This window comes from uncultured Roseicyclus sp., from assembly GCF_937892565.1.
Classification (GTDB): Bacteria; Pseudomonadota; Alphaproteobacteria; order Rhodobacterales; family Rhodobacteraceae; genus Roseicyclus.
On the sequence record NZ_CALAHQ010000069.1, the window covers coordinates 1 to 16,853 of the forward strand.

General features: G+C 63.8%; 18 protein-coding genes and 1 pseudogene. 10 read left to right on the forward strand and 9 right to left on the reverse strand.

Annotated features, from left to right (window positions below; translation table 11 throughout):
• Positions 1–122: 122 nt before the first annotated feature.
• Positions 123–452: a hypothetical protein gene (locus Q0094_RS09610; RefSeq protein ID WP_297618434.1), complete on the reverse strand. Its 330-nt coding sequence runs from the start codon at positions 450–452 to the stop codon at positions 123–125.
• Positions 453–563: 111 nt separating this feature from the next.
• On the opposite strand from Q0094_RS09610, the gene Q0094_RS09615 reads away from it, so the two are divergent.
• The 8 genes from Q0094_RS09615 to Q0094_RS09650 all read left to right on the forward strand — a co-directional run bounded on the left by Q0094_RS09615 (position 564) and on the right by Q0094_RS09650 (position 8,012).
• A complete protein-coding gene (locus Q0094_RS09615) occupies positions 564–2,345 on the forward strand; it encodes a DNA polymerase III subunit gamma/tau (protein ID WP_297618437.1) in 1,782 nt (593 codons plus the stop codon).
• Between the two features lie 66 nt (positions 2,346–2,411).
• Positions 2,412–2,765, forward strand: a complete 354-nt coding sequence (locus Q0094_RS09620) for a YbaB/EbfC family nucleoid-associated protein (RefSeq protein ID WP_297618440.1) — start codon at positions 2,412–2,414, stop codon at positions 2,763–2,765.
• Positions 2,766–2,772: 7 nt separating this feature from the next.
• Positions 2,773–3,372 carry a recombination mediator RecR gene (gene recR, locus Q0094_RS09625; protein ID WP_297618443.1) on the forward strand — a complete coding sequence of 200 codons (600 nt, stop codon included), beginning with the start codon at positions 2,773–2,775 and terminating at the stop codon, positions 3,370–3,372.
• Positions 3,372–4,433 carry a class I SAM-dependent methyltransferase gene (locus Q0094_RS09630; protein WP_297618446.1) on the forward strand — a complete coding sequence of 354 codons (1,062 nt, stop codon included), beginning with the start codon at positions 3,372–3,374 and terminating at the stop codon, positions 4,431–4,433. Before recR ends, Q0094_RS09630 begins: the two co-directional genes overlap by 1 nt.
• A 67-nt stretch (positions 4,434–4,500) precedes the next feature.
• Positions 4,501–5,157, forward strand: coding sequence for a hemolysin III family protein (locus Q0094_RS09635; protein ID WP_297618449.1), 657 nt, complete (start codon positions 4,501–4,503; stop codon positions 5,155–5,157).
• Positions 5,158–5,276: 119 nt separating this feature from the next.
• Positions 5,277–6,038: an electron transfer flavoprotein subunit beta/FixA family protein gene (locus tag Q0094_RS09640; protein ID WP_297618452.1), complete on the forward strand. Its 762-nt coding sequence runs from the start codon at positions 5,277–5,279 to the stop codon at positions 6,036–6,038.
• Entirely contained in the window at positions 6,038–6,964 is a 927-nt protein-coding gene (locus Q0094_RS09645; RefSeq protein WP_297618455.1) for an FAD-binding protein, read from the forward strand. The genes Q0094_RS09640 and Q0094_RS09645 overlap by 1 nt, the downstream gene beginning before the upstream one ends.
• A 172-nt stretch (positions 6,965–7,136) precedes the next feature.
• Positions 7,137–8,012, forward strand: coding sequence for a 3-hydroxybutyryl-CoA dehydrogenase (locus Q0094_RS09650; protein ID WP_297618458.1), 876 nt, complete (start codon positions 7,137–7,139; stop codon positions 8,010–8,012).
• A 24-nt stretch (positions 8,013–8,036) separates the two neighbouring features.
• On the opposite strand, the gene Q0094_RS09655 is transcribed toward Q0094_RS09650, so the two are convergent.
• From Q0094_RS09655 to Q0094_RS09685, 7 genes are all read right to left on the reverse strand, one after another.
• Positions 8,037–8,888 (reverse strand): lysophospholipid acyltransferase family protein, encoded by an 852-nt coding sequence (locus Q0094_RS09655; protein WP_297618477.1) that lies wholly within the window; start codon positions 8,886–8,888, stop codon positions 8,037–8,039.
• 88 nt (positions 8,889–8,976) lie between these two features.
• A complete protein-coding gene (locus Q0094_RS09660; protein WP_297618461.1) occupies positions 8,977–9,258 on the reverse strand; it encodes an HPr family phosphocarrier protein in 282 nt (93 codons plus the stop codon).
• Between the two features lies 1 nt (position 9,259).
• Positions 9,260–9,649, reverse strand: coding sequence for a PTS fructose transporter subunit IIA (locus Q0094_RS09665; RefSeq protein ID WP_297618464.1), 390 nt, complete (start codon positions 9,647–9,649; stop codon positions 9,260–9,262).
• Complete coding sequence (gene rapZ / locus Q0094_RS09670; protein WP_297618467.1) at positions 9,646–10,587, reverse strand: RNase adapter RapZ; 942 nt, start codon at positions 10,585–10,587, stop codon at positions 9,646–9,648. The genes Q0094_RS09665 and rapZ overlap by 4 nt, the downstream gene beginning before the upstream one ends.
• An 18-nt stretch (positions 10,588–10,605) precedes the next feature.
• Positions 10,606–11,088 carry a hypothetical protein gene (locus Q0094_RS09675; RefSeq protein ID WP_297618469.1) on the reverse strand — a complete coding sequence of 161 codons (483 nt, stop codon included), beginning with the start codon at positions 11,086–11,088 and terminating at the stop codon, positions 10,606–10,608.
• Positions 11,089–11,097: 9 nt separating this feature from the next.
• A complete protein-coding gene (locus Q0094_RS09680; RefSeq protein ID WP_297618480.1) occupies positions 11,098–12,729 on the reverse strand; it encodes a sensor histidine kinase in 1,632 nt (543 codons plus the stop codon).
• Between the two features lie 111 nt (positions 12,730–12,840).
• A complete protein-coding gene (locus tag Q0094_RS09685) occupies positions 12,841–13,542 on the reverse strand; it encodes a response regulator transcription factor (protein ID WP_297618471.1) in 702 nt (233 codons plus the stop codon).
• A 274-nt stretch (positions 13,543–13,816) separates the two neighbouring features.
• Between Q0094_RS09685 and Q0094_RS09690 the strand changes: the two are divergent.
• A pseudogene (locus Q0094_RS09690) lies at positions 13,817–14,136 on the forward strand (phosphoenolpyruvate carboxykinase (ATP)); the annotation flags it as partial.
• 76 nt (positions 14,137–14,212) lie between these two features.
• Here the strand turns inward: Q0094_RS09690 and Q0094_RS09695 are convergent.
• On the reverse strand, positions 14,213–14,986 hold the full coding sequence (locus Q0094_RS09695) for a sulfite exporter TauE/SafE family protein (RefSeq protein WP_297618473.1): 774 nt from the start codon (positions 14,984–14,986) through the stop codon (positions 14,213–14,215).
• 168 nt (positions 14,987–15,154) lie between these two features.
• Between Q0094_RS09695 and Q0094_RS09700 the strand changes: the two genes are divergently transcribed.
• Positions 15,155–16,840, forward strand: coding sequence for an acyl-CoA dehydrogenase family protein (locus Q0094_RS09700; protein ID WP_297618475.1), 1,686 nt, complete (start codon positions 15,155–15,157; stop codon positions 16,838–16,840).
• Positions 16,841–16,853: the final 13 nt, after the last annotated feature.

Here is a 16,853-nt window from a genome sequence, read left to right on the forward strand (position 1 = left end):
CGCCGCAGGCGCGATGCCCGCAGGCCCGGCAGGGTCGTTTCGAAGAAACGATCCCGAGAGGGCCAGACCCGACCAGATCACATGCGCCCCGCCGCAGGCGCGATGCCCGCAGGCCCATGCGTTCAAAGCGCCGATACCAGCAGGTAATTCAGGAACATGCCCATCAGAACCGAGAGCATGAAATAAAGTACTGCCGCCTCAAGCGTAACGCGCAGGCGCCGCGACAGGCCATGCCGCTTCCATTGCCACAGCAAGATGCCCACGATGGCCGCTGGAATGTGCAGCGTGGCAAAGACTGCCACCGTTCCGGGCCCAAGTGCGCCGATCACCCCTTGAACCCCGCCTGGCCAGACAGCGCCCCCCAGCCAGAATGCCAGTGCAGCACCCGACATGGCCCAGAAAAACACGGTCATCAGCGTGACAAGAACGGGGTTGGGGGTGTGTTCGCTCATCTGATCCCTCTGGCGCGTTGGTTGGGGGCTGGCACGCGCGTGCACCGCTTCACCATGGACCTTGTCGCGCGGCTTCACTAGGCTTCATTCCAGCAACCAGCCCGAGGCAGAATGACCGACACATCCGACATCGCCTATCAGGTTCTGGCGCGCAAGTATCGCCCGGCGACATTCGCCGACCTCATCGGTCAGGAGGCGATGGTGCGAACGCTGAAGAATGCCTTTGCCGCCGACCGTATCGCACAGGCCTTCATGCTGACGGGCATTCGCGGCACCGGCAAGACGACGACCGCGCGCATCATCGCCAAGGGGCTGAACTGCATCGGGGCCGATGGCACTGGCGGGCCCACCACCGATCCTTGCGGGGTCTGCCAGAATTGTGTGGCGATCGCGCAAGGCCGCCATGTCGATGTGATGGAGATGGACGCGGCATCCAACACCGGGGTGCAGAACATCCGCGATGCGATCATCGAAACGGTCAGCTATCGCGCGGCACAGGCGCGCTACAAGATCTTCATCATCGACGAGGTTCACATGCTGTCGACAAGTGCGTTCAACGCGCTGTTGAAGACGCTGGAGGAACCCCCGCCGCATGTGAAGTTTCTTTTTGCCACCACCGAGATCCGCAAGGTGCCGGTGACGGTCCTGTCGCGCTGTCAGCGGTTCGATCTGCGCCGGATCGAGCCCGAGGTGATGATCGCCCATCTGCAAAAGATTGCCGCCAGCGAAGATGCGCGGATCGCCGATGACGCGCTGGCGCTGATCACGCGCGCCGCCGAAGGATCGGTGCGCGACGCGATGAGCTTGCTTGATCAGGCGATCGCGCATGGTGCGGGCGAAACCACGGCCGATCAGGTGCGCGCGATGCTGGGGCTGGCCGACCGGGGCCGCGTGCTCGATCTGTTCGAGGCGATCATGCGCGGTGATGCGGCCGCCGCCTTGGATGAATTGGGCGCGCAATATGCCGATGGGGCCGATCCGGTGGCGGTGCTGCGCGATCTGGCCGAGATCACGCATTGGCTGTCGGTGGTCAAGATCACGTCTGCTGCCGCCGAAGACCCGACCATCGCCCCCGACGAACGCCTGCGGGGCCGGGCGCTGGCCGATCGTCTGGCGATGCGCGTGCTGACCCGCATGTGGCAGATGCTGCTCAAGGCGCTCGAAGAGGTGGCGCTGGCGCCCAATGCCATGATGGCCGCTGAAATGGCGGTGATCCGTCTGACGCATGTGGCCGATCTTCCGACGCCGGGCGAACTGGTGCGCAAGCTGCAATCGACCCCGCCCCCCGTGGGTGGGGGCGCGGCTGCGCGCGGGATGGGGGCCAATCCACCCAGCCCCGCACCCCGCGCACAGGCACCGACCCCGCGCGGCGGCAGTGGCAATGGCGGCGGCGCTGGCGCCCCGCAGGCGGCGCTGGCCCCCGAACCGGGCCCCGATCTGTCGCTTTACCCCAGCTTTCACAGCATCGTCGCCCTGATCGAGGAAACCCGCGACATCAAGCTGTTGGTCGAGATCAAGACATGCCTGCGTCTGGTCAGCTACGCGCCCGGCCGGATCGAGGTTCAGCCGACCGATGACGCGCCCACCGATCTGGTGCAGCGCCTCAAGCGGGCCCTGCAACTGGCGACAGGGGCGAATTGGATCTTGTCGGTCGTAAATACCGGTGGTGCCCCCACGATTGCCGAACAAGATCAAGCCTCCGCGCGTGCCATGCAAGCCGAGCTTGAGCGCCATCCGCTGCTGCAAGCGGTCAGGGCGGCTTTTCCCAAGGCCCGTATCGCGGGCATCCGCACGCGCGCGCAATTGCAGGCCGCCGCACAGGCGCATGCGCTGCCCGATCTGCCCGATCCCGACGACCTGCCCGAGGATTGGGACCCCTTCGAGGATGAATAGCGCGCTTGTGGCACCGCCCATGGCTGCGTATCTGTGATGCAACGCTGACAGACGGAGATGTGACCGATGTTGAAGGGTTTGGGCGGCCTTGGTGGGCTTGGCGACATGGCCAAGATCATGAAACAGGCGCAAGACATGCAGACCAGGATGGCCGAGATGCAAGATGCGCTTGCCCGCATGACGGTCGAGGGTCAATCGGGTGCCGGTCTGGTCAAGGCCGTGGCCACCGCCAAGGGCGAATTGGTGGGGCTTGATATCGATCCCTCGATCTTCAACCAAGACGACAAGGAAGTGGTCGAAGATCTGATCCTGGCCGCGATCAAGGATGCACAGACCAAGGCACAGGAAAAGAGCCAATCCGAATTGGCCAAGCTGACCGAAGGTCTGGGTCTGCCGCCCGGCATGAAGCTTCCGTTCTGAGCCCATCGTGGCCGAAGCACCCAAGGATATCGAGGCCCTGATCGAGATCATGGCCCGCCTGCCGGGGCTGGGTCCGCGGTCGGCGCGGCGCGCGGTGTTGCAGATGATCAAGAAACGTGCCCAGTTGATGCGCCCCTTGGCCGTCGCGATGACGCGGGTCTGTGACAGCGCCCGCGAATGCCTCAATTGCAGCAATATCGGCACCGCCGATCTGTGCCCGATCTGTGCGGATGCGGCCCGCGCCAATGGTCAGATCTGTGTGGTCGAGGATGTGGCCGATCTTTGGGCGATGGAGCGCGGGCAAGCCTTTGGCGGGCGCTATCATGTCTTGGGCGGCACGCTGTCGGCGCTTGACGATATCGGCCCCGAGGATCTGCGCATTCCCCGCCTGATCGACCGGGTGACGGGCGAGCGCGTGACCGAGGTGATCCTGGCACTGAATGCGACCGTCGATGGCCAGACCACCGCCCATTACATCGCCGATGCGCTGGCGGGGCGGGGGGTTTCGGTGACCTCGCTGGCACAGGGTGTGCCGATCGGGGGGGAGCTCGACTACCTCGACGACGGCACGATTTCCGCCGCCCTGCGCGCGCGCAAGGCGATGTGATGGCCGAGCCCCGCCCGACCCCTTTTCTGTGCCCCTCCTGCAGCCTTGCACAGCTGGCGCATGCGCATGGCAATCTTGCCTGCCCCGCCTGCGGCTGGCACGCGCAGCGGCAAGACGGGGTGATTGACCTTGCCCCCGATGACAGGCGCGACACCCAGCTGGACGTCGCCGCTTACGCCGCCGACCTGCCAGGCGAGGCTGCCTATTGGTCGATGTTCACCAGCCTTGACGCGGTGGTGCGCCAGACGCTTGGCGACGGCCCGCTGGCTACCACGCTCGAGCTGGGCGCGGGCAATGGCGCGTGGACGTGGGGCCTTGCGCGCAGTCCGCGCTATCGCAACGTCTATGCGACCGACATTTCGCCCGAATTCCTGCGCCGGATCGCGCCGGTCATTCCCGAGGATCGCACCCTGCTTCTGCGCGGTCCGGCCGAGGCGATCACCTGTGCGCCCGGCAGTCTCGACCTTGTGGTGGGCCGGTCGTTTCTTCACCATATCCACGATTACGAAGCGCTGCTGGCAGCCCTGCGCGGCTGGCTGCGGCCGGGGGGCGCGGCGGTGTTTTTCGAACCCTGTCTTCAGGGCAAGCTCTGGATCGCCTTCTTCATGGAAGTGTTGCGGCGACTGGATCGTCCTGCCGCCCCCGGGCTTCTTGCCAGCGTCTTGCTGCGCCTGCGCCTGCGGGGCGGCGCCGAACAGCGCCTGAGCGCGCGGGCCCATTCCCGGTTGCACGGAACGATGCGTCACATCCTCAAGGATTTCTACCACAGCGATATCGACGCCATCCGCGCCGGGATCGAAGACAAGTATGTGTTCGACATCGACACCTTGCTGGCCGCCGGTCGCGCGGCGGGTTTTGCCGAGGCGCGCATGGTGAACCAGCCGCAAGACGGCGGTCTTGCCCTGCGCCGCATCCGGGGCGCTCTGGAAGGGACGCTTGGGGCCGAAAAGGCGGCCTTGCGCGCCTACCAGCCCGTCTTCGACGCCTTTGAGGCGACGTTTGGATTGAACGGGCAGACCGCCCCCATCGCGCCGATGGTCCATTTCGTGTTTCGGGCCTGACCAGCCATCCGGGGTGTCACGCTGCGTCACGCTTTGTCGGCGGTGCTATCGGGGGTAACCTGAGCCCATGAGCCATATCGCTGGAATCAGGCCCTACACCCGCGCGGAATATATCTCGGATGCCATCGTGCATGCCTCAGGTATCGCGGCCACCTTGATCGGCGGCCCGATACTGATCGCAATGGCCGCGCTCTGGATCGGCGAGGCGGGGGTTGTCACCGCCATCTCCGTCTATTTCGCCACCGGTCTTGCGATGTGGAGTGCGTCAGCCGCCTACAACCTCATCCAGCGCCCCGCATGGGTCGACCGGCTGCGGCGGATGGACCAATCGGCCATCTATCTCAAGATCGCGGGCACCTACACGCCCTTTGCCGCCTTGGCCGCCGGACAGACCGGGTTTCTGGCGGGCATCTGGACGGTCGCGGCGCTGGGCGCGGCGCTGATCTTGTTCACCAGCCGCTTTGGCTGGCTCGCCATCCCGCTCTACCTTGGGCTCGGCTGGGCCGGCGCGGTCTGGGGTGGCCCGCTGGTGTCGGGTCTCAGCCCCTTGGGCTTCTGGCTGCTGGTCGCGGGCGGGCTGATCTATTCTTCAGGCATCGCCTTTTTGTTGTGGGAACGGCTGCCGTTTCACAACACGATCTGGCATGTCTTTGTCTTGCTGGGATCGCTCGCCTGCTACGCCGCCATCGCCGCCGAGTTATGGGAACGCTCCCACATTGTCTGACGCGGCGTCGCCAGACCACCCCGCGTCGATTTTGACCTGTTTTTGCCCCCCCGAACGCACTAACACTGTTGCCTGAAGGTTTGTCTGGCGCGCCCCGCGCCGCAATATGGAGAAACGCGATGAAGGTTCTTGTGCCCGTCAAGCGCGTGATCGACTACAACGTGAAGGTTCGCGTCAAGGCGGATGGTTCTGGGGTCGATCTCGCCAATGTGAAGATGTCGATGAACCCCTTTGACGAGATTGCCGTGGAAGCGGCCATTCGTCTCAAGGAAGCCGGCAAGGCCGAAGAGGTCATTGTTGTGTCCATCGGCGTGAAACAGGCGCAAGAAACGCTGCGCACCGCGCTGGCCATGGGGGCGGATCGCGCCATTCTGGTCACCGCCACCGAAGATGTGCATCACGACATCGAGCCGCTGGCGGTCGCCAAGATCCTCGCACGTGTCGCAGTCGAAGAAGGTGCGGGCCTTGTCATCGCGGGCAAGCAGGCCATCGACAACGACATGAACGCGACCGGCCAGATGCTGGCCGCGCTGTTGGGATGGGCACAGGCGACATTCGCCAGCGAATTGGCGATCGAGGGCGATCATGCCATCGTCACCCGCGAGGTCGATGGCGGCCTGCAGACCATCAAGGTCAAGATGCCCGCCATCGTTACCGTCGATCTGCGCCTGAACGAGCCGCGCTATGCCAGCCTTCCCAACATCATGAAGGCCAAGAAAAAGCAGCTCGATGAAAAGACCGCCGCCGATTATGGCGTCGATGTCGCGCCACGGCTCACGGTGATCAAGACCACCGAGCCGGGCAGCCGCAAGGCGGGCGTCAAGGTCGGCTCGGTCGATGAGCTGATCGCGAAACTGAAAGATGAAGCGGGGGTGATCTGATGGCTGTTCTTCTTCTTGCGGATGTCACGAATGGACAGTTGGCGACCGATGCGGTGGCCAAGGCGCTGACCGCCGTGTCCGGGCTTGGCGATGTGCATGTTCTGGTCGCGGGTCAGGGCGCTGACGCCGCCGCCGCCGAAGCGGCGACCCTTGCGGGCGTGGCCAAGGTGATCTTTGCGGGCGACGCGGGCTTTGCCCATATGCTGGCCGAACCTGTGGCCGGGCTGATCGTCGCGCTGGCGGGGGGCTATAGCCACATCGCGGCACCTGCGACATCGGATGCCAAGAACGTGCTGCCGCGTGTGGCCGCGCTTTTGGATGTGATGATCATCTCAGAGGTCACGGCGGTGATCGACGCCGAGACATTCGAGCGCCCGATCTATGCGGGCAACGCGATCCAGACCGTGAAATCGCGTGACATGGTCAAGGTCATGACGATCCGCACCGCGGGCTTCGAGGCGGCGGCCTCGGGCAATGCCGCCCCGGTCGAGACGCTGGGCAGCGCTGCGGCCACGGGCTTGTCGGCTTGGGTCGAAGACAAGGTGGCCGCCTCGGACAGGCCGGAACTGACCAGCGCGGGCATTGTGGTTTCGGGCGGTCGCGGTGTCGGCAGTCAGGAACAATTCGCCCTGATCGAAGGCTTGGCCGACAAGCTGGGCGCCGCCGTCGGCGCATCGCGCGCGGCGGTCGATTCGGGCTATGCGCCCAACGACTGGCAGGTGGGTCAGACCGGCAAGGTCGTCGCCCCCGCGCTTTACGTTGCGGTGGGCATATCCGGCGCGATCCAGCATCTGGCCGGCATGAAGGACAGCAAGGTCATCGTCGCCATCAACAAGGACGAAGAGGCGCCGATCTTTCAGGTGGCCGATTACGGGCTGGTCGCCGATCTGTTCGACGCTGTGCCGGAACTGACCTCCAAGCTGTGACATCGGGCCATCACCCGTGACATCGCCCCGCGCCCCTGGCGCGGGGCGATTTTTGCTTGCGGCAAACCTGTAGCGCAGAGCATGCCGCGCGGTTGGGCCGCGGCGGGCGGGCTTGTGCGGCCCCGCGCCCCGCGCCTATGGTGCGGCCAACAGTCAAGCGCGAGAGGCGGCAATGACAGTTACTTCGATCGGTGTGGTTGGCGCGGGCCAGATGGGCAATGGCATCGCCCATGTCTGCGCGCTGGCGGGCTACGATGTCATGATGACCGATATCAGCGCCGAGGCGCTGCAAAAGGCCGTGGCCCTGATTGACCGCAACATCGCCCGTCAGGTCAGTCGCGGCAAGGTGACCGAGGCCGACATGGCCGCCGCCATGGGTCGCATCCGCACCACGACGCGTCTGGCCGATCTGGGCCAGACCGACCTGATCATCGAGGCCGCGACCGAACGCGAGACGGTCAAGCAGGCGATTTTTGAGGATCTGTTGCCGCATCTCAAGCCCGAGACGATCCTGACATCGAACACCTCGTCGATCTCGATCACGCGGCTGGCAAGCCGCACGGACCGGCCCGAGAAATTCATGGGCTTTCACTTCATGAACCCCGTGCCGGTGATGCAATTGGTCGAACTGATCCGGGGCATCGCCACGGATGAGCCAACATTTGCCGCGTGCAAATCGGTGGTGGACAGGCTGGGCAAGACGGCGGCCACGGCCGAAGATTTCCCGGCCTTCATCGTCAACCGCATCTTGATGCCGATGATCAACGAGGCGGTCTATACGCTTTACGAAGGTGTCGGCAACGTCACCTCCATCGACATGGCGATGAAGCTGGGTACCAATCACCCGATGGGGCCGTTGGAGCTGGCGGATTTCATCGGGCTCGACACCTGCCTTGCGATCATGAACGTGCTGCATGATGGCCTGGCGGATACGAAGTATCGGCCCTGTCCGCTGTTGACCAAATATGTCGAAGCGGGCTGGCTGGGCCGCAAGACCCAGCGCGGGTTTTACGATTACCGCGGCGAGGTGCCCGTTCCCACGCGCTGAGGCGCTGGAAAATGCAGGCCCGCGTCAATCCTGATCGGGGTTGTCCCTGAGCGACAGCGCACGCGCGCGTAGCCATGCCATGAAGTCGCGCGGCTTGCCGATGCGGTCTTGCCATTGATCCGGGGTGATCGGCTTGCCGATGATGGGGGCTTGCGGCTTGTCAAAGCTGTGGACCACCTCGTGCAGCAGCAGCCCCTGACGCAGGATCGGCGAGATGCGGTTTGCCACCTGATACCAGCGCGAATTCGACCCGGTGAAAAAGCACGGCACGATCGTGGCACCCGAGGTGCGGATCATCTTGGCGGTGAAGACATTCCATTCGCCCTCGACCGCCGGACCCCACATTGTCGCCGATGTTGCAACGGCCCCCGACGGAAACAGCGCAATCAGGCCCTGACGTTCCAGATGCGCCATGGCTTGCGCCCGCATATGAAGCATCTTTTCCTGGGCGTCGGGATCATGCGGAAAGGGCACGGGGATCATGTAGGTGGCCGCTGCCTCATCCAGACCGGTCAGCAGCGCCCGGCTCAGGATGCGGTAATCGGTGCGGCGGCGCCCGATCAGATCGGCAAGGATCATGCCATCGACCAGCCCATGGGGGTGATTGGCGACAAAGACCACCGGACCTGTCTGGGGGATGCGATCAAGCTGATGGGATGGTGTGCCCAGATCGATGCCCATCACCTTCATCGTGGCCGGCCAAAAGGATTGACCGGCCAAATTGCCCATCTGTTCGAATTGGCGCACGCGGCGGATGATGGTGAATTTGCCCGTCATCCATTCAATCGCCTTGACCGTCATGCGCGTCCAGGGGTTTTCGAAGCTGTTTGAATAGGTCAGGCTGCGCCGGTCATAGACCCGCTCGGGCCCCGGCATCAGTGCGGGACGCGGCACATGGATATTTCGCGAACTTGTATCGGTCACGCGCCTTGTCCCATCCGGTCTGTCGCCGTTTCGGCCCCGGTCAGCTGTCTTCGCCGAAGCGGTTTCCGACCAATGCTTGCAGCGCCTCGGCGAGCGGTTCGGCATCCGGGCCGATGGTCTCGACCTCAATAGAGGTTCCCATGGAGGCTGCCAACATCAAAAGCCCCATGATGGAATCCCCGGCCGCACTCAGCCCATCGCGGCGCACGGTCGCCTTGGCGTCATGGGCTTCCACCAGCTCGACGAAACGGGCCGAGGCGCGGGCATGCAGCCCCTTGACGTTGATGATGTCGAGATTGCGGGTCACGCGCGGCAGGGTCATGTCACGGGGTTCCGTCAAAGCTGTTGATGTAGCGTCGTCCGGCGTCGGCGGCGCGCGCGACCGCGTCGTCCACGCTCAGGTTGCGGGATTTGGCCAGCTTGATCAGCATGGGCAGATTGACCCCGGTCAGGATCTTGCGGTTCTGCGGCCTGCACGCGGTCAGCGACAGGTTCGAGGGCGAGCCCCCGAACATGTCGGTCACCACCACCACGCCCGAGCCGTCATCGACCGCATCCGCCGCTTCGCAGATTTCCCGCGTGCGCGCCGCGCGGTCATCTTCGGGGCCGACCGAGATGGCGATCATCCCGTCCTGACGGCCGACCACATGCTCGGCCGCGCGCTGCAACTCGAATGCAAGGCCCCCATGGGCAACGATGACGATGCCGATCACGTCTTGTTCGCCTCTGGCCTCTCGGTCGCGCCGGTGGTGTCGGCGCGGCGCTGTTCCACTTCGCGATGACGTTTAGACACGGCCCATCCCGCCTGTGCAAGATGTGAGGACAGGATTTCGGTCATCGCCACCGAGCGGTGTTGCCCGCCGGTACATCCGAAGGCGATGGTCAGATGGCTTTTGCCCTCGGCCTCGAAGGCGGGCAAAAGCAGATCGGCCATGTCGATCACCCGGTCACGGAATTGGCCAAAGCGCGGATCGCCGGCGATGTAGCTTTGCACCGGCGCCGCGCGGCCATCATGGGGGCGCAGGGCCGGATCCCAATGCGGATTGCGCAGAAACCGGCAATCGAACACCATATCCGCCCCGGTCGGCAGCCCGCGCCGATAGGAAAAGGACATCACCGTAATGGCCAGCCGCCCCGCGCCCTCGGGGGCGAAAAGCCGTGTGACCTCGGCGCGCAGATCATGCGGCGTCAGCGAGGATGTGTCTATCAAGACACTGGCGCGCGCCCGCACCGGGCCCAGATGCGACAATTCCTGAGCGATGCCTTGCGCGGGGTCCGCGTCAGGGGCCAAAGGGTGCCGGCGGCGGGTTTCCGAATAGCGCCGCTGCAGCACATCGGCGGAACAATCCAGATACAGCAGATCGGGCGCGTAGCCGGGGGTGGCCACCAGCCGCTCATAGGCCGCCACAAGCCCCGCGGCGGAATAGTCGCGGTTGCGTGCATCGGTGCCCAGCGCCATGGGGCGCTCGGGTGGCGGCCCCTCAAGCAGGCGGGGCAAAAGCGACAAGGGCAGATTATCGATCGCTTCGAACCCCACATCCTCGAGCGCGTGGATCGCGGTCGAGCGTCCAGCGCCGGACGGGCCGGTGACAAAGACAACACGCGCCAGCGCAGGTTCGGCGGCGGTGGGGTTCGGATCGGCGGCGGGCATCGGCCCTTGGACCTCGTGTCAGGGTTCGGCCCGCCCGTGCCGCAACATCAAATGCAGCGTCGGGGCAAGCCGGTGTTGGTGTGCAGCATGCAGCAAGGGGATGCGCCTGTCACCTAGCGCGATGCTGTGAATGGGCGGCAGCCGTTCGGTTTCAGCCCGGTCAAGATCGACCGCCAGCACCAGCGGCGCCGCCGCCAGCGTCATGCCCGCCCGGATCAACCCGACATTGCGCGCCTCGATCAGGTCGGTGGCGGTCTTCGGGCGTTCCAGCAACGCCGGATCAGCGGCTGTTTCAACCCAGACCCCATCATCGGCAATCAGCAATGCGCCCAGTGATATCAGGTCGATTGCAAGGCTGGATTTGCCGGAACCCGATGCCCCAAGGATCAACAGCCCCTTGCCATCGACAGCCACGGCGGTGGCATGAAGCCAAAGCGCCGTGCCGTTGCGGTTCGTGGACCAGCGGTCGATTGCATCCGTTTGGGGGTTGGGGTGCATCATGGCCATGGATCAGATCGGAAGACCCACGACAAAGCGCGCGCCCAGCGGTTTGGATGTGGCATCGGTGCCGGCATCGGCTGGGTTTATGTTTTCGGCCCAGATCACGCCGCCATGCGCTTCGACGATCTGTTTTGAGATCGCAAGCCCAAGGCCCGAATGATTGCCGAATTGTTGCGCGGGCCGTTCGGAATAGAACCTGTTGAACACCTTGGTCAGCGCCTCTTGGGGGATGCCGGGTCCTGTGTCTTCGACCACGACCAGCACCCGGTTTTCCCGCCGCCGGATCCACAGACGCACGGCATCGCCATCTTCGCAGAACGAGATCGCGTTGGACAGGAGATTGACGAAAACCTGCGCCAGCCGCCCCTCAAGCCCCAAGATATGGATCGGTTCACCCGGCAGATCGGTGATCAGTTCCACCCCTTTCTTTTCACACTCCTGCGCATGGTATTGCGCGATGTTGCGCACGGTGCGGACAAGATCGAATTCCGCCTCTGTTTCCTTGACCAATTCGCTGTCCAGCCGCGAGGCATTGGAGATATCGGACACCAGCCGATCCATCCGCTGCACGTCATGCTCGATCACGTCCAGAAGCCGGTTGCGCTGGTCATCTGTCCTGGCCAGCCGCAGCGTGCCCACCGCCGAACGGAGGCTGGCAAGCGGGTTCTTGATTTCATGGCTCACATCGGCGGCGAATTCTTCGTTCTTGTCGATCAGATCATGCAGCGCGGAAACCATACCGCGCAGCGCGCCCGACAGTCGGCCGATTTCATCGGGCCGCCCGGTCAGATCGGGGATACGCACCTGAGAAGGGTCGATCTTGCGGGTGTTCTTGTCGCGACCCAGTTCGGCCGCCGCCGTCAGATCGGCCAGCGGCTGTGCGATGGTCGAGGCCAGAACAAGGCTCAGGCCGATCGACACAAGCAAGGCCACCACGACCATCCGCAAAAGCTGTTCGCGTTCTGCGCGCACAAGCTGGTCGATTTCCTCTGCGGCTGTTGTCACGACGACCACGCCGATCGGTCCGGCGGCGCTGAAAATCGGGCTGGCGGCGGCGTAAAGCGTGCCTGATGCATCGCTTTGACGGTGCAGCACGGTCACACCTTCTGCTGCGGGCGTGACAAGCGCCCGGGCCAGTTCGATGTCGCTGATGGTCGCCGCCAAGGCCGGGGCGCGGGTGAAGGGCGCCGATAGGGTCGACCAGATGGCGTTCAGAAAATCGGTCAACAAAAGCGGATCGCCTTGCCCGATTTCAGGCCCGCGCACCGACCGGGGGGGGCTGCGCGACATCCCGGTGCTTGAGGCAACCAACGTTGCGGGCAGCGCAAAGATATGGACATCGACATCGGTCGGCAGGCGCAGCCGGGTCAGGAGCCTTTGCACATCGGTGTCATTGGCGCCAAGCGAAGACCCGGAAGCGGGATCCGAAAGGCTGGCCTCAAGCATGCCCGCGATCAGCTCGGCCTCGACGGCCAGGGCGCCTTGGCGCTGCGCCACAAGGCTGTCGCGGAACGGGTTGAGATACATCACCCCGGCCACCAACAGGACCAAGGCAATCAGGTTGGACAAGATGATCTTGCGTGCCAGCGGCGAGCGGTTCAACGCGAACAGGCCGCGCCGGGTTCGTGGGACATCGCCCATGGTTTGCGCTGCGCCGGGTGGGCTGTCCCAACCCTCGCGCAGTGCGAAACCGGCCCGATCCCGGGGGCTGCGGTTGTTCATGGACAGATCGGCGGGCATTGGCCGTTCGCCCTATTCTTCGTTGTAGCGGTAGCCGATGCCGTAAAGCGTCTCGATCGCCGAAAACGCATCATCGACCGAGCGCAACTTTTTGCGCAGCCGCTTGATGTGGCTGTCGATCGTGCGGTCGTCGACATAGACCTGATCGTCATAGGCCGCATCCATCAGCTGATCGCGGCTCTTGATGAAACCGGGGCGCTGGGCAAGCGCTTGCAGCAAAAGGAATTCCGTCACCGTCAGCGACACGGCCCTGCCTTTCCAGTTCACGGCATGGCGCAGCGGGTCCATCGTCAACGCACCGCGGATCATGTTGGTGCTGTCTTCCGGCACACCCGCCACATCCGCCGCGATCGCGGCCTGGCGGCGCAGGATCGAGCGGATGCGCTCAACCAACAGGCGCTGGGAAAAGGGCTTTCTGACATAGTCATCCGCGCCCATGCGCAGCCCCATCAATTCGTCGATCTCATCATCCTTGGACGTCAGGAAGATGACCGGCATCCGGCTTTTCTGGCGCAGACGCTGCAACAGATCCATGCCATCCATGCGCGGCATCTTGATGTCAAAGACGCCAAGATCGGGAAGGCTGCGGTTGAAATTGTCGAGCGCGGATTGACCGTCATTGTAGGTTTCGACCTCGAAGCCCTCTGCCTCAAGGGTCATCGATACGGACGTCAGGATATTTCTGTCGTCATCGACCAGTGCGATCCTTGGCATACTCATGATCCTGGTTACGGCCCAACTGGCATCTGTGTCGCACATTGTCACGATTTGGGGGAGTGTCGTCGATCCAAAACCACCGAATCATCTCAAGCGATGTCTGCAAATTAATCTTTAGTGCGTTAATCAGTGATGAAACTGCAACAGGCCCCTCGCACGGGCTCGATGTGCGCGGGGTGTCCGAACTGGCGTGGCACAATCTGTTGATCCGTCATCTGCTCTGCCGCCTCGACGCCTGTGGCAAGCGGTTGCAAGACAAGATCACAACAAGCACGGTGCAACCTGCTGGCTGGTCAACACCGGATGGACCGGCGGGGCTTAGGGAGCGGGCATCGGCATGCCGAACCGGGCCACCCGCGCGCTTTTGACCGCGGCCTTGAACGGCCCGCTTGCAAAGTGCGATTTCTGCCGCGACCCCAATGTCGGTGTCGATGTGCCGATGGCCTGCCCCGGGGTGGATGCGGGCCTGCTGGGTTCGCGCGGACATGGGCCGATTCGGCCCCCGATGACCGTCAGGCGTTGGGGTTGGTGCAGCGGTGCGCGGAAAATTTCGCGCAACATCTGCCCCATATCGACGGTGACGTCAGGGCCCCGCCATGTTCTGACGCATCAGCGCCGGACCTTGCCCATCAAGGGCCCGGCGTTTTGCGGCTGATATGGCGGTCGGTCAGCCCAACAACCCGCGCCGCACCAGATTGGTCCCGGCCACGATCAGCACGACCAGCGTGATCCTGCGGAACATGTCCGCGTTCAGCCGATCCGACATCCAAAATCCCAACTGCATTCCCAAAATAGCCGGGATCAGCAGCGCCGCTGACCATGGCGCGGTCACAGCGTTCAGAACGCCCGATTGCAGATGGCCGGCAAACAGGCTGATCGAGCCCAGACCATACACCACGCCCTGCACCAGCATCTGTTTGGCCTTGGGCGTGTTCAGCGCGATCAGATAGAGCACCGTAGGTGGCCCCCAAGTGCCCGTCAGCCCACCGATGGCCCCCGACACAAAGCCCACCCCCCATTCCGATGGGTTCCGCCAGCGCGCAGGGATCTGGAACCGTATGCCCACAAGCTGGATCACCGACAAGATCACCGTCGGAACCCCCAGAGCAAGAAAAAAGGTCGAAGCCTCGATACTGGTCACGAATTGTGCCGCCACGATGATCATCACACAGACGATCAAGATGTAGCGCCAGAATTCTGCCAGAGCGTCGCGCGCCTCTGCCCAGGAAAAGCGCATCACCTGCAAGAGGTTCGACAACACGATCGGCAAGATAAGTCCCGCCACCGCCACCAACGGCTCCAAAAACAGCGACAGTCCCGAAATCATCACCAGCGGCATGGCAAATCCCACCGCGCCTTTGACAAAGCCCGCCATCAGCGTGACGCCACACGCCGCCACAAAGGCCCACAAGGGCATAAGGTCAAAGGTTTCCTGTAGCATCGCTGTCCCCTGTCGGCGGTCTTCTAGCGCGGCGCTGCGGGCGCCGCACCGTAAAAAGAAGCGCGACATTTTCATGCGCTGTTGCAGTAAACTTGGTATTTTTGTTGCGCTGCACCTGCAAACGCACTACCTCCCACACAAAGCCTGCCCCGATGAAGGAGACCGACCATGCCGCGTGATGGACATCAGATCGCCGAGAACCCCGTGATCCTTTCCGATCTGCTGTCGCTCAGCGCCGCGGCCCTTGCCCCGGCCGAGGTCTTGTTGGATATGGCGCGCGCCCGCGTCATGGACCGCGTCAGCGTCGATGGCCGCGTGTCGGGGTCGGCGCTTGAGGCGGAACAGACCGCCGTGCATGGTCTGGCGTGGTTGGCCACCTATGTCGAATCGCTGCGCCAGATGCAGGCTTGGGCCGAACGGCTGACCGAACAGGGCAAATTCGGCGAGATCGAGCAACTGATCCATCAGATTGCCTTTGGCGAATATCTGGCCCAGATCACCGGCGGCATCCAGATGAATCAGGCCGAGATCCTGCGCCCGCAGGATATGGGCCTTGCGCCCGAGGATCTGCGCGGTCTGTCCACGCCCGAGGGGATGGCTCTGACCCAAAGCGGCAATACCCAAGCCGCGCGGATGCGGCTGGTCGCGCTGATGCGCGAACGCCGCGCCGAGATCACGGTGGGCAATTCCGGCCTTGATGACGAGCTGGAAATGATCCGCGAACAGTTCCGCCGCTACGCGCTGGACCGCGTGGTGCCCCATGCCCATGAATGGCACCTCAAGGATGAGTTGATCCCGATGGAGGTGATCGACGAACTGGCTGAAATGGGTGTGTTCGGCCTGACCATCCCCGAGGCCTATGGCGGTTTCGGCCTGTCCAAGGCGTCGATGTGCGTTGTGTCCGAAGAGCTTAGCCGGGGCTATATCGGTGTGGGTTCGCTTGGCACGCGGTCCGAGATTGCCGCCGAACTGATCCTGGCCGGCGGCACCGAGGCGCAGAAAGAGAAATGGCTTCCCGGTCTGGCCAGCGGCCAGATCCTGCCGACCGCCGTGTTCACCGAACCCAATACCGGCTCCGATCTTGGCAGCTTGCGCACGCGCGCGGTGCGCGATGATAACGGCGACTGGATCCTCAAGGGCAACAAGACATGGATCACGCATGCCACGCGCACCCATGTGATGACGGTTCTGGCCCGCACCATCCCCGACACCACCGATTATCGGGGCCTGTCGATGTTTCTGGCCGAAAAGACGCCGGGTGACGACGCCAACCCCTTTCCCGATGCGGGCATCTCGGGCGGCGAGATCGAGGTGCTGGGCTATCGCGGCATGAAGGAATACACGGTCAATTTCGATGATTTCCACGTCAAGGCCGAAAACCTGCTGGGCGAGACCGAGGGTCAGGGCTTCAAGCAGCTGATGCAGACCTTCGAATCAGCCCGCATCCAGACGGCGGCGCGCGCCATCGGTGTGGCGCAGGCCGCGTTGGACGAAGGCATGCAATATGCCGAAGACCGCAAGCAGTTCGGGAAATCCCTGATCGAATTTCCCCGCGTCGCCAGCAAGCTGGCCTTGATGGCGGTGGAAATCATGGTCGCCCGGCAGCTGACCTATTTCAGCGCGTGGCAAAAAGACCACGACCGCCGCTGTGATCTGGAGGCCGGGATGGCCAAGCTTTTGGGCGCGCGCGTGGCCTGGGCCTGTGCCGACAACGCCTTGCAGATCCATGGCGGCAACGGCTTTGCGCTGGAATACAAGATCAGCCGCATCCTGTGCGATGCCCGCATCCTCAACATCTTTGAGGGGGCCGCCGAAATTCAGGCGCAAGTCATCGCCCGGCGGTTGCTGGGCTAGGGCACGGCCCGTT

Bases quoted from the DNA above. Each gene is read 5' to 3' on its own strand.
- Q0094_RS09635 (WP_297618449.1), top strand. From the start codon at position 4,501: ATGAGCCATATCGCTGGAATCAGGCCCTACACCCGCGCGGAATATATC.
- Q0094_RS09680 (WP_297618480.1), bottom strand. From the start codon at position 12,729: ATGGGCGATGTCCCACGAACCCGGCGCGGCCTGTTCGCGTTGAACCGC.
- Q0094_RS09700 (WP_297618475.1), top strand. From the start codon at position 15,155: ATGCCGCGTGATGGACATCAGATCGCCGAGAACCCCGTGATCCTTTCC.
- rapZ (WP_297618467.1), bottom strand. From the start codon at position 10,587: ATGCCCGCCGCCGATCCGAACCCCACCGCCGCCGAACCTGCGCTGGCG.
- Q0094_RS09630 (WP_297618446.1), top strand. From the start codon at position 3,372: ATGGCCGAGCCCCGCCCGACCCCTTTTCTGTGCCCCTCCTGCAGCCTT.
- Q0094_RS09610 (WP_297618434.1), bottom strand. From the start codon at position 452: ATGAGCGAACACACCCCCAACCCCGTTCTTGTCACGCTGATGACCGTG.
- Q0094_RS09655 (WP_297618477.1), bottom strand. From the start codon at position 8,888: ATGCCGGGGCCCGAGCGGGTCTATGACCGGCGCAGCCTGACCTATTCA.
- Q0094_RS09620 (WP_297618440.1), top strand. From the start codon at position 2,412: ATGTTGAAGGGTTTGGGCGGCCTTGGTGGGCTTGGCGACATGGCCAAG.
- Q0094_RS09675 (WP_297618469.1), bottom strand. From the start codon at position 11,088: ATGATGCACCCCAACCCCCAAACGGATGCAATCGACCGCTGGTCCACG.
- Q0094_RS09615 (WP_297618437.1), top strand. From the start codon at position 564: ATGACCGACACATCCGACATCGCCTATCAGGTTCTGGCGCGCAAGTAT.
- Q0094_RS09640 (WP_297618452.1), top strand. From the start codon at position 5,277: ATGAAGGTTCTTGTGCCCGTCAAGCGCGTGATCGACTACAACGTGAAG.
- Q0094_RS09695 (WP_297618473.1), bottom strand. From the start codon at position 14,986: ATGCTACAGGAAACCTTTGACCTTATGCCCTTGTGGGCCTTTGTGGCG.
- Q0094_RS09645 (WP_297618455.1), top strand. From the start codon at position 6,038: ATGGCTGTTCTTCTTCTTGCGGATGTCACGAATGGACAGTTGGCGACC.
- Q0094_RS09650 (WP_297618458.1), top strand. From the start codon at position 7,137: ATGACAGTTACTTCGATCGGTGTGGTTGGCGCGGGCCAGATGGGCAAT.
- Q0094_RS09685 (WP_297618471.1), bottom strand. From the start codon at position 13,542: ATGCCAAGGATCGCACTGGTCGATGACGACAGAAATATCCTGACGTCC.
- Q0094_RS09660 (WP_297618461.1), bottom strand. From the start codon at position 9,258: ATGACCCTGCCGCGCGTGACCCGCAATCTCGACATCATCAACGTCAAG.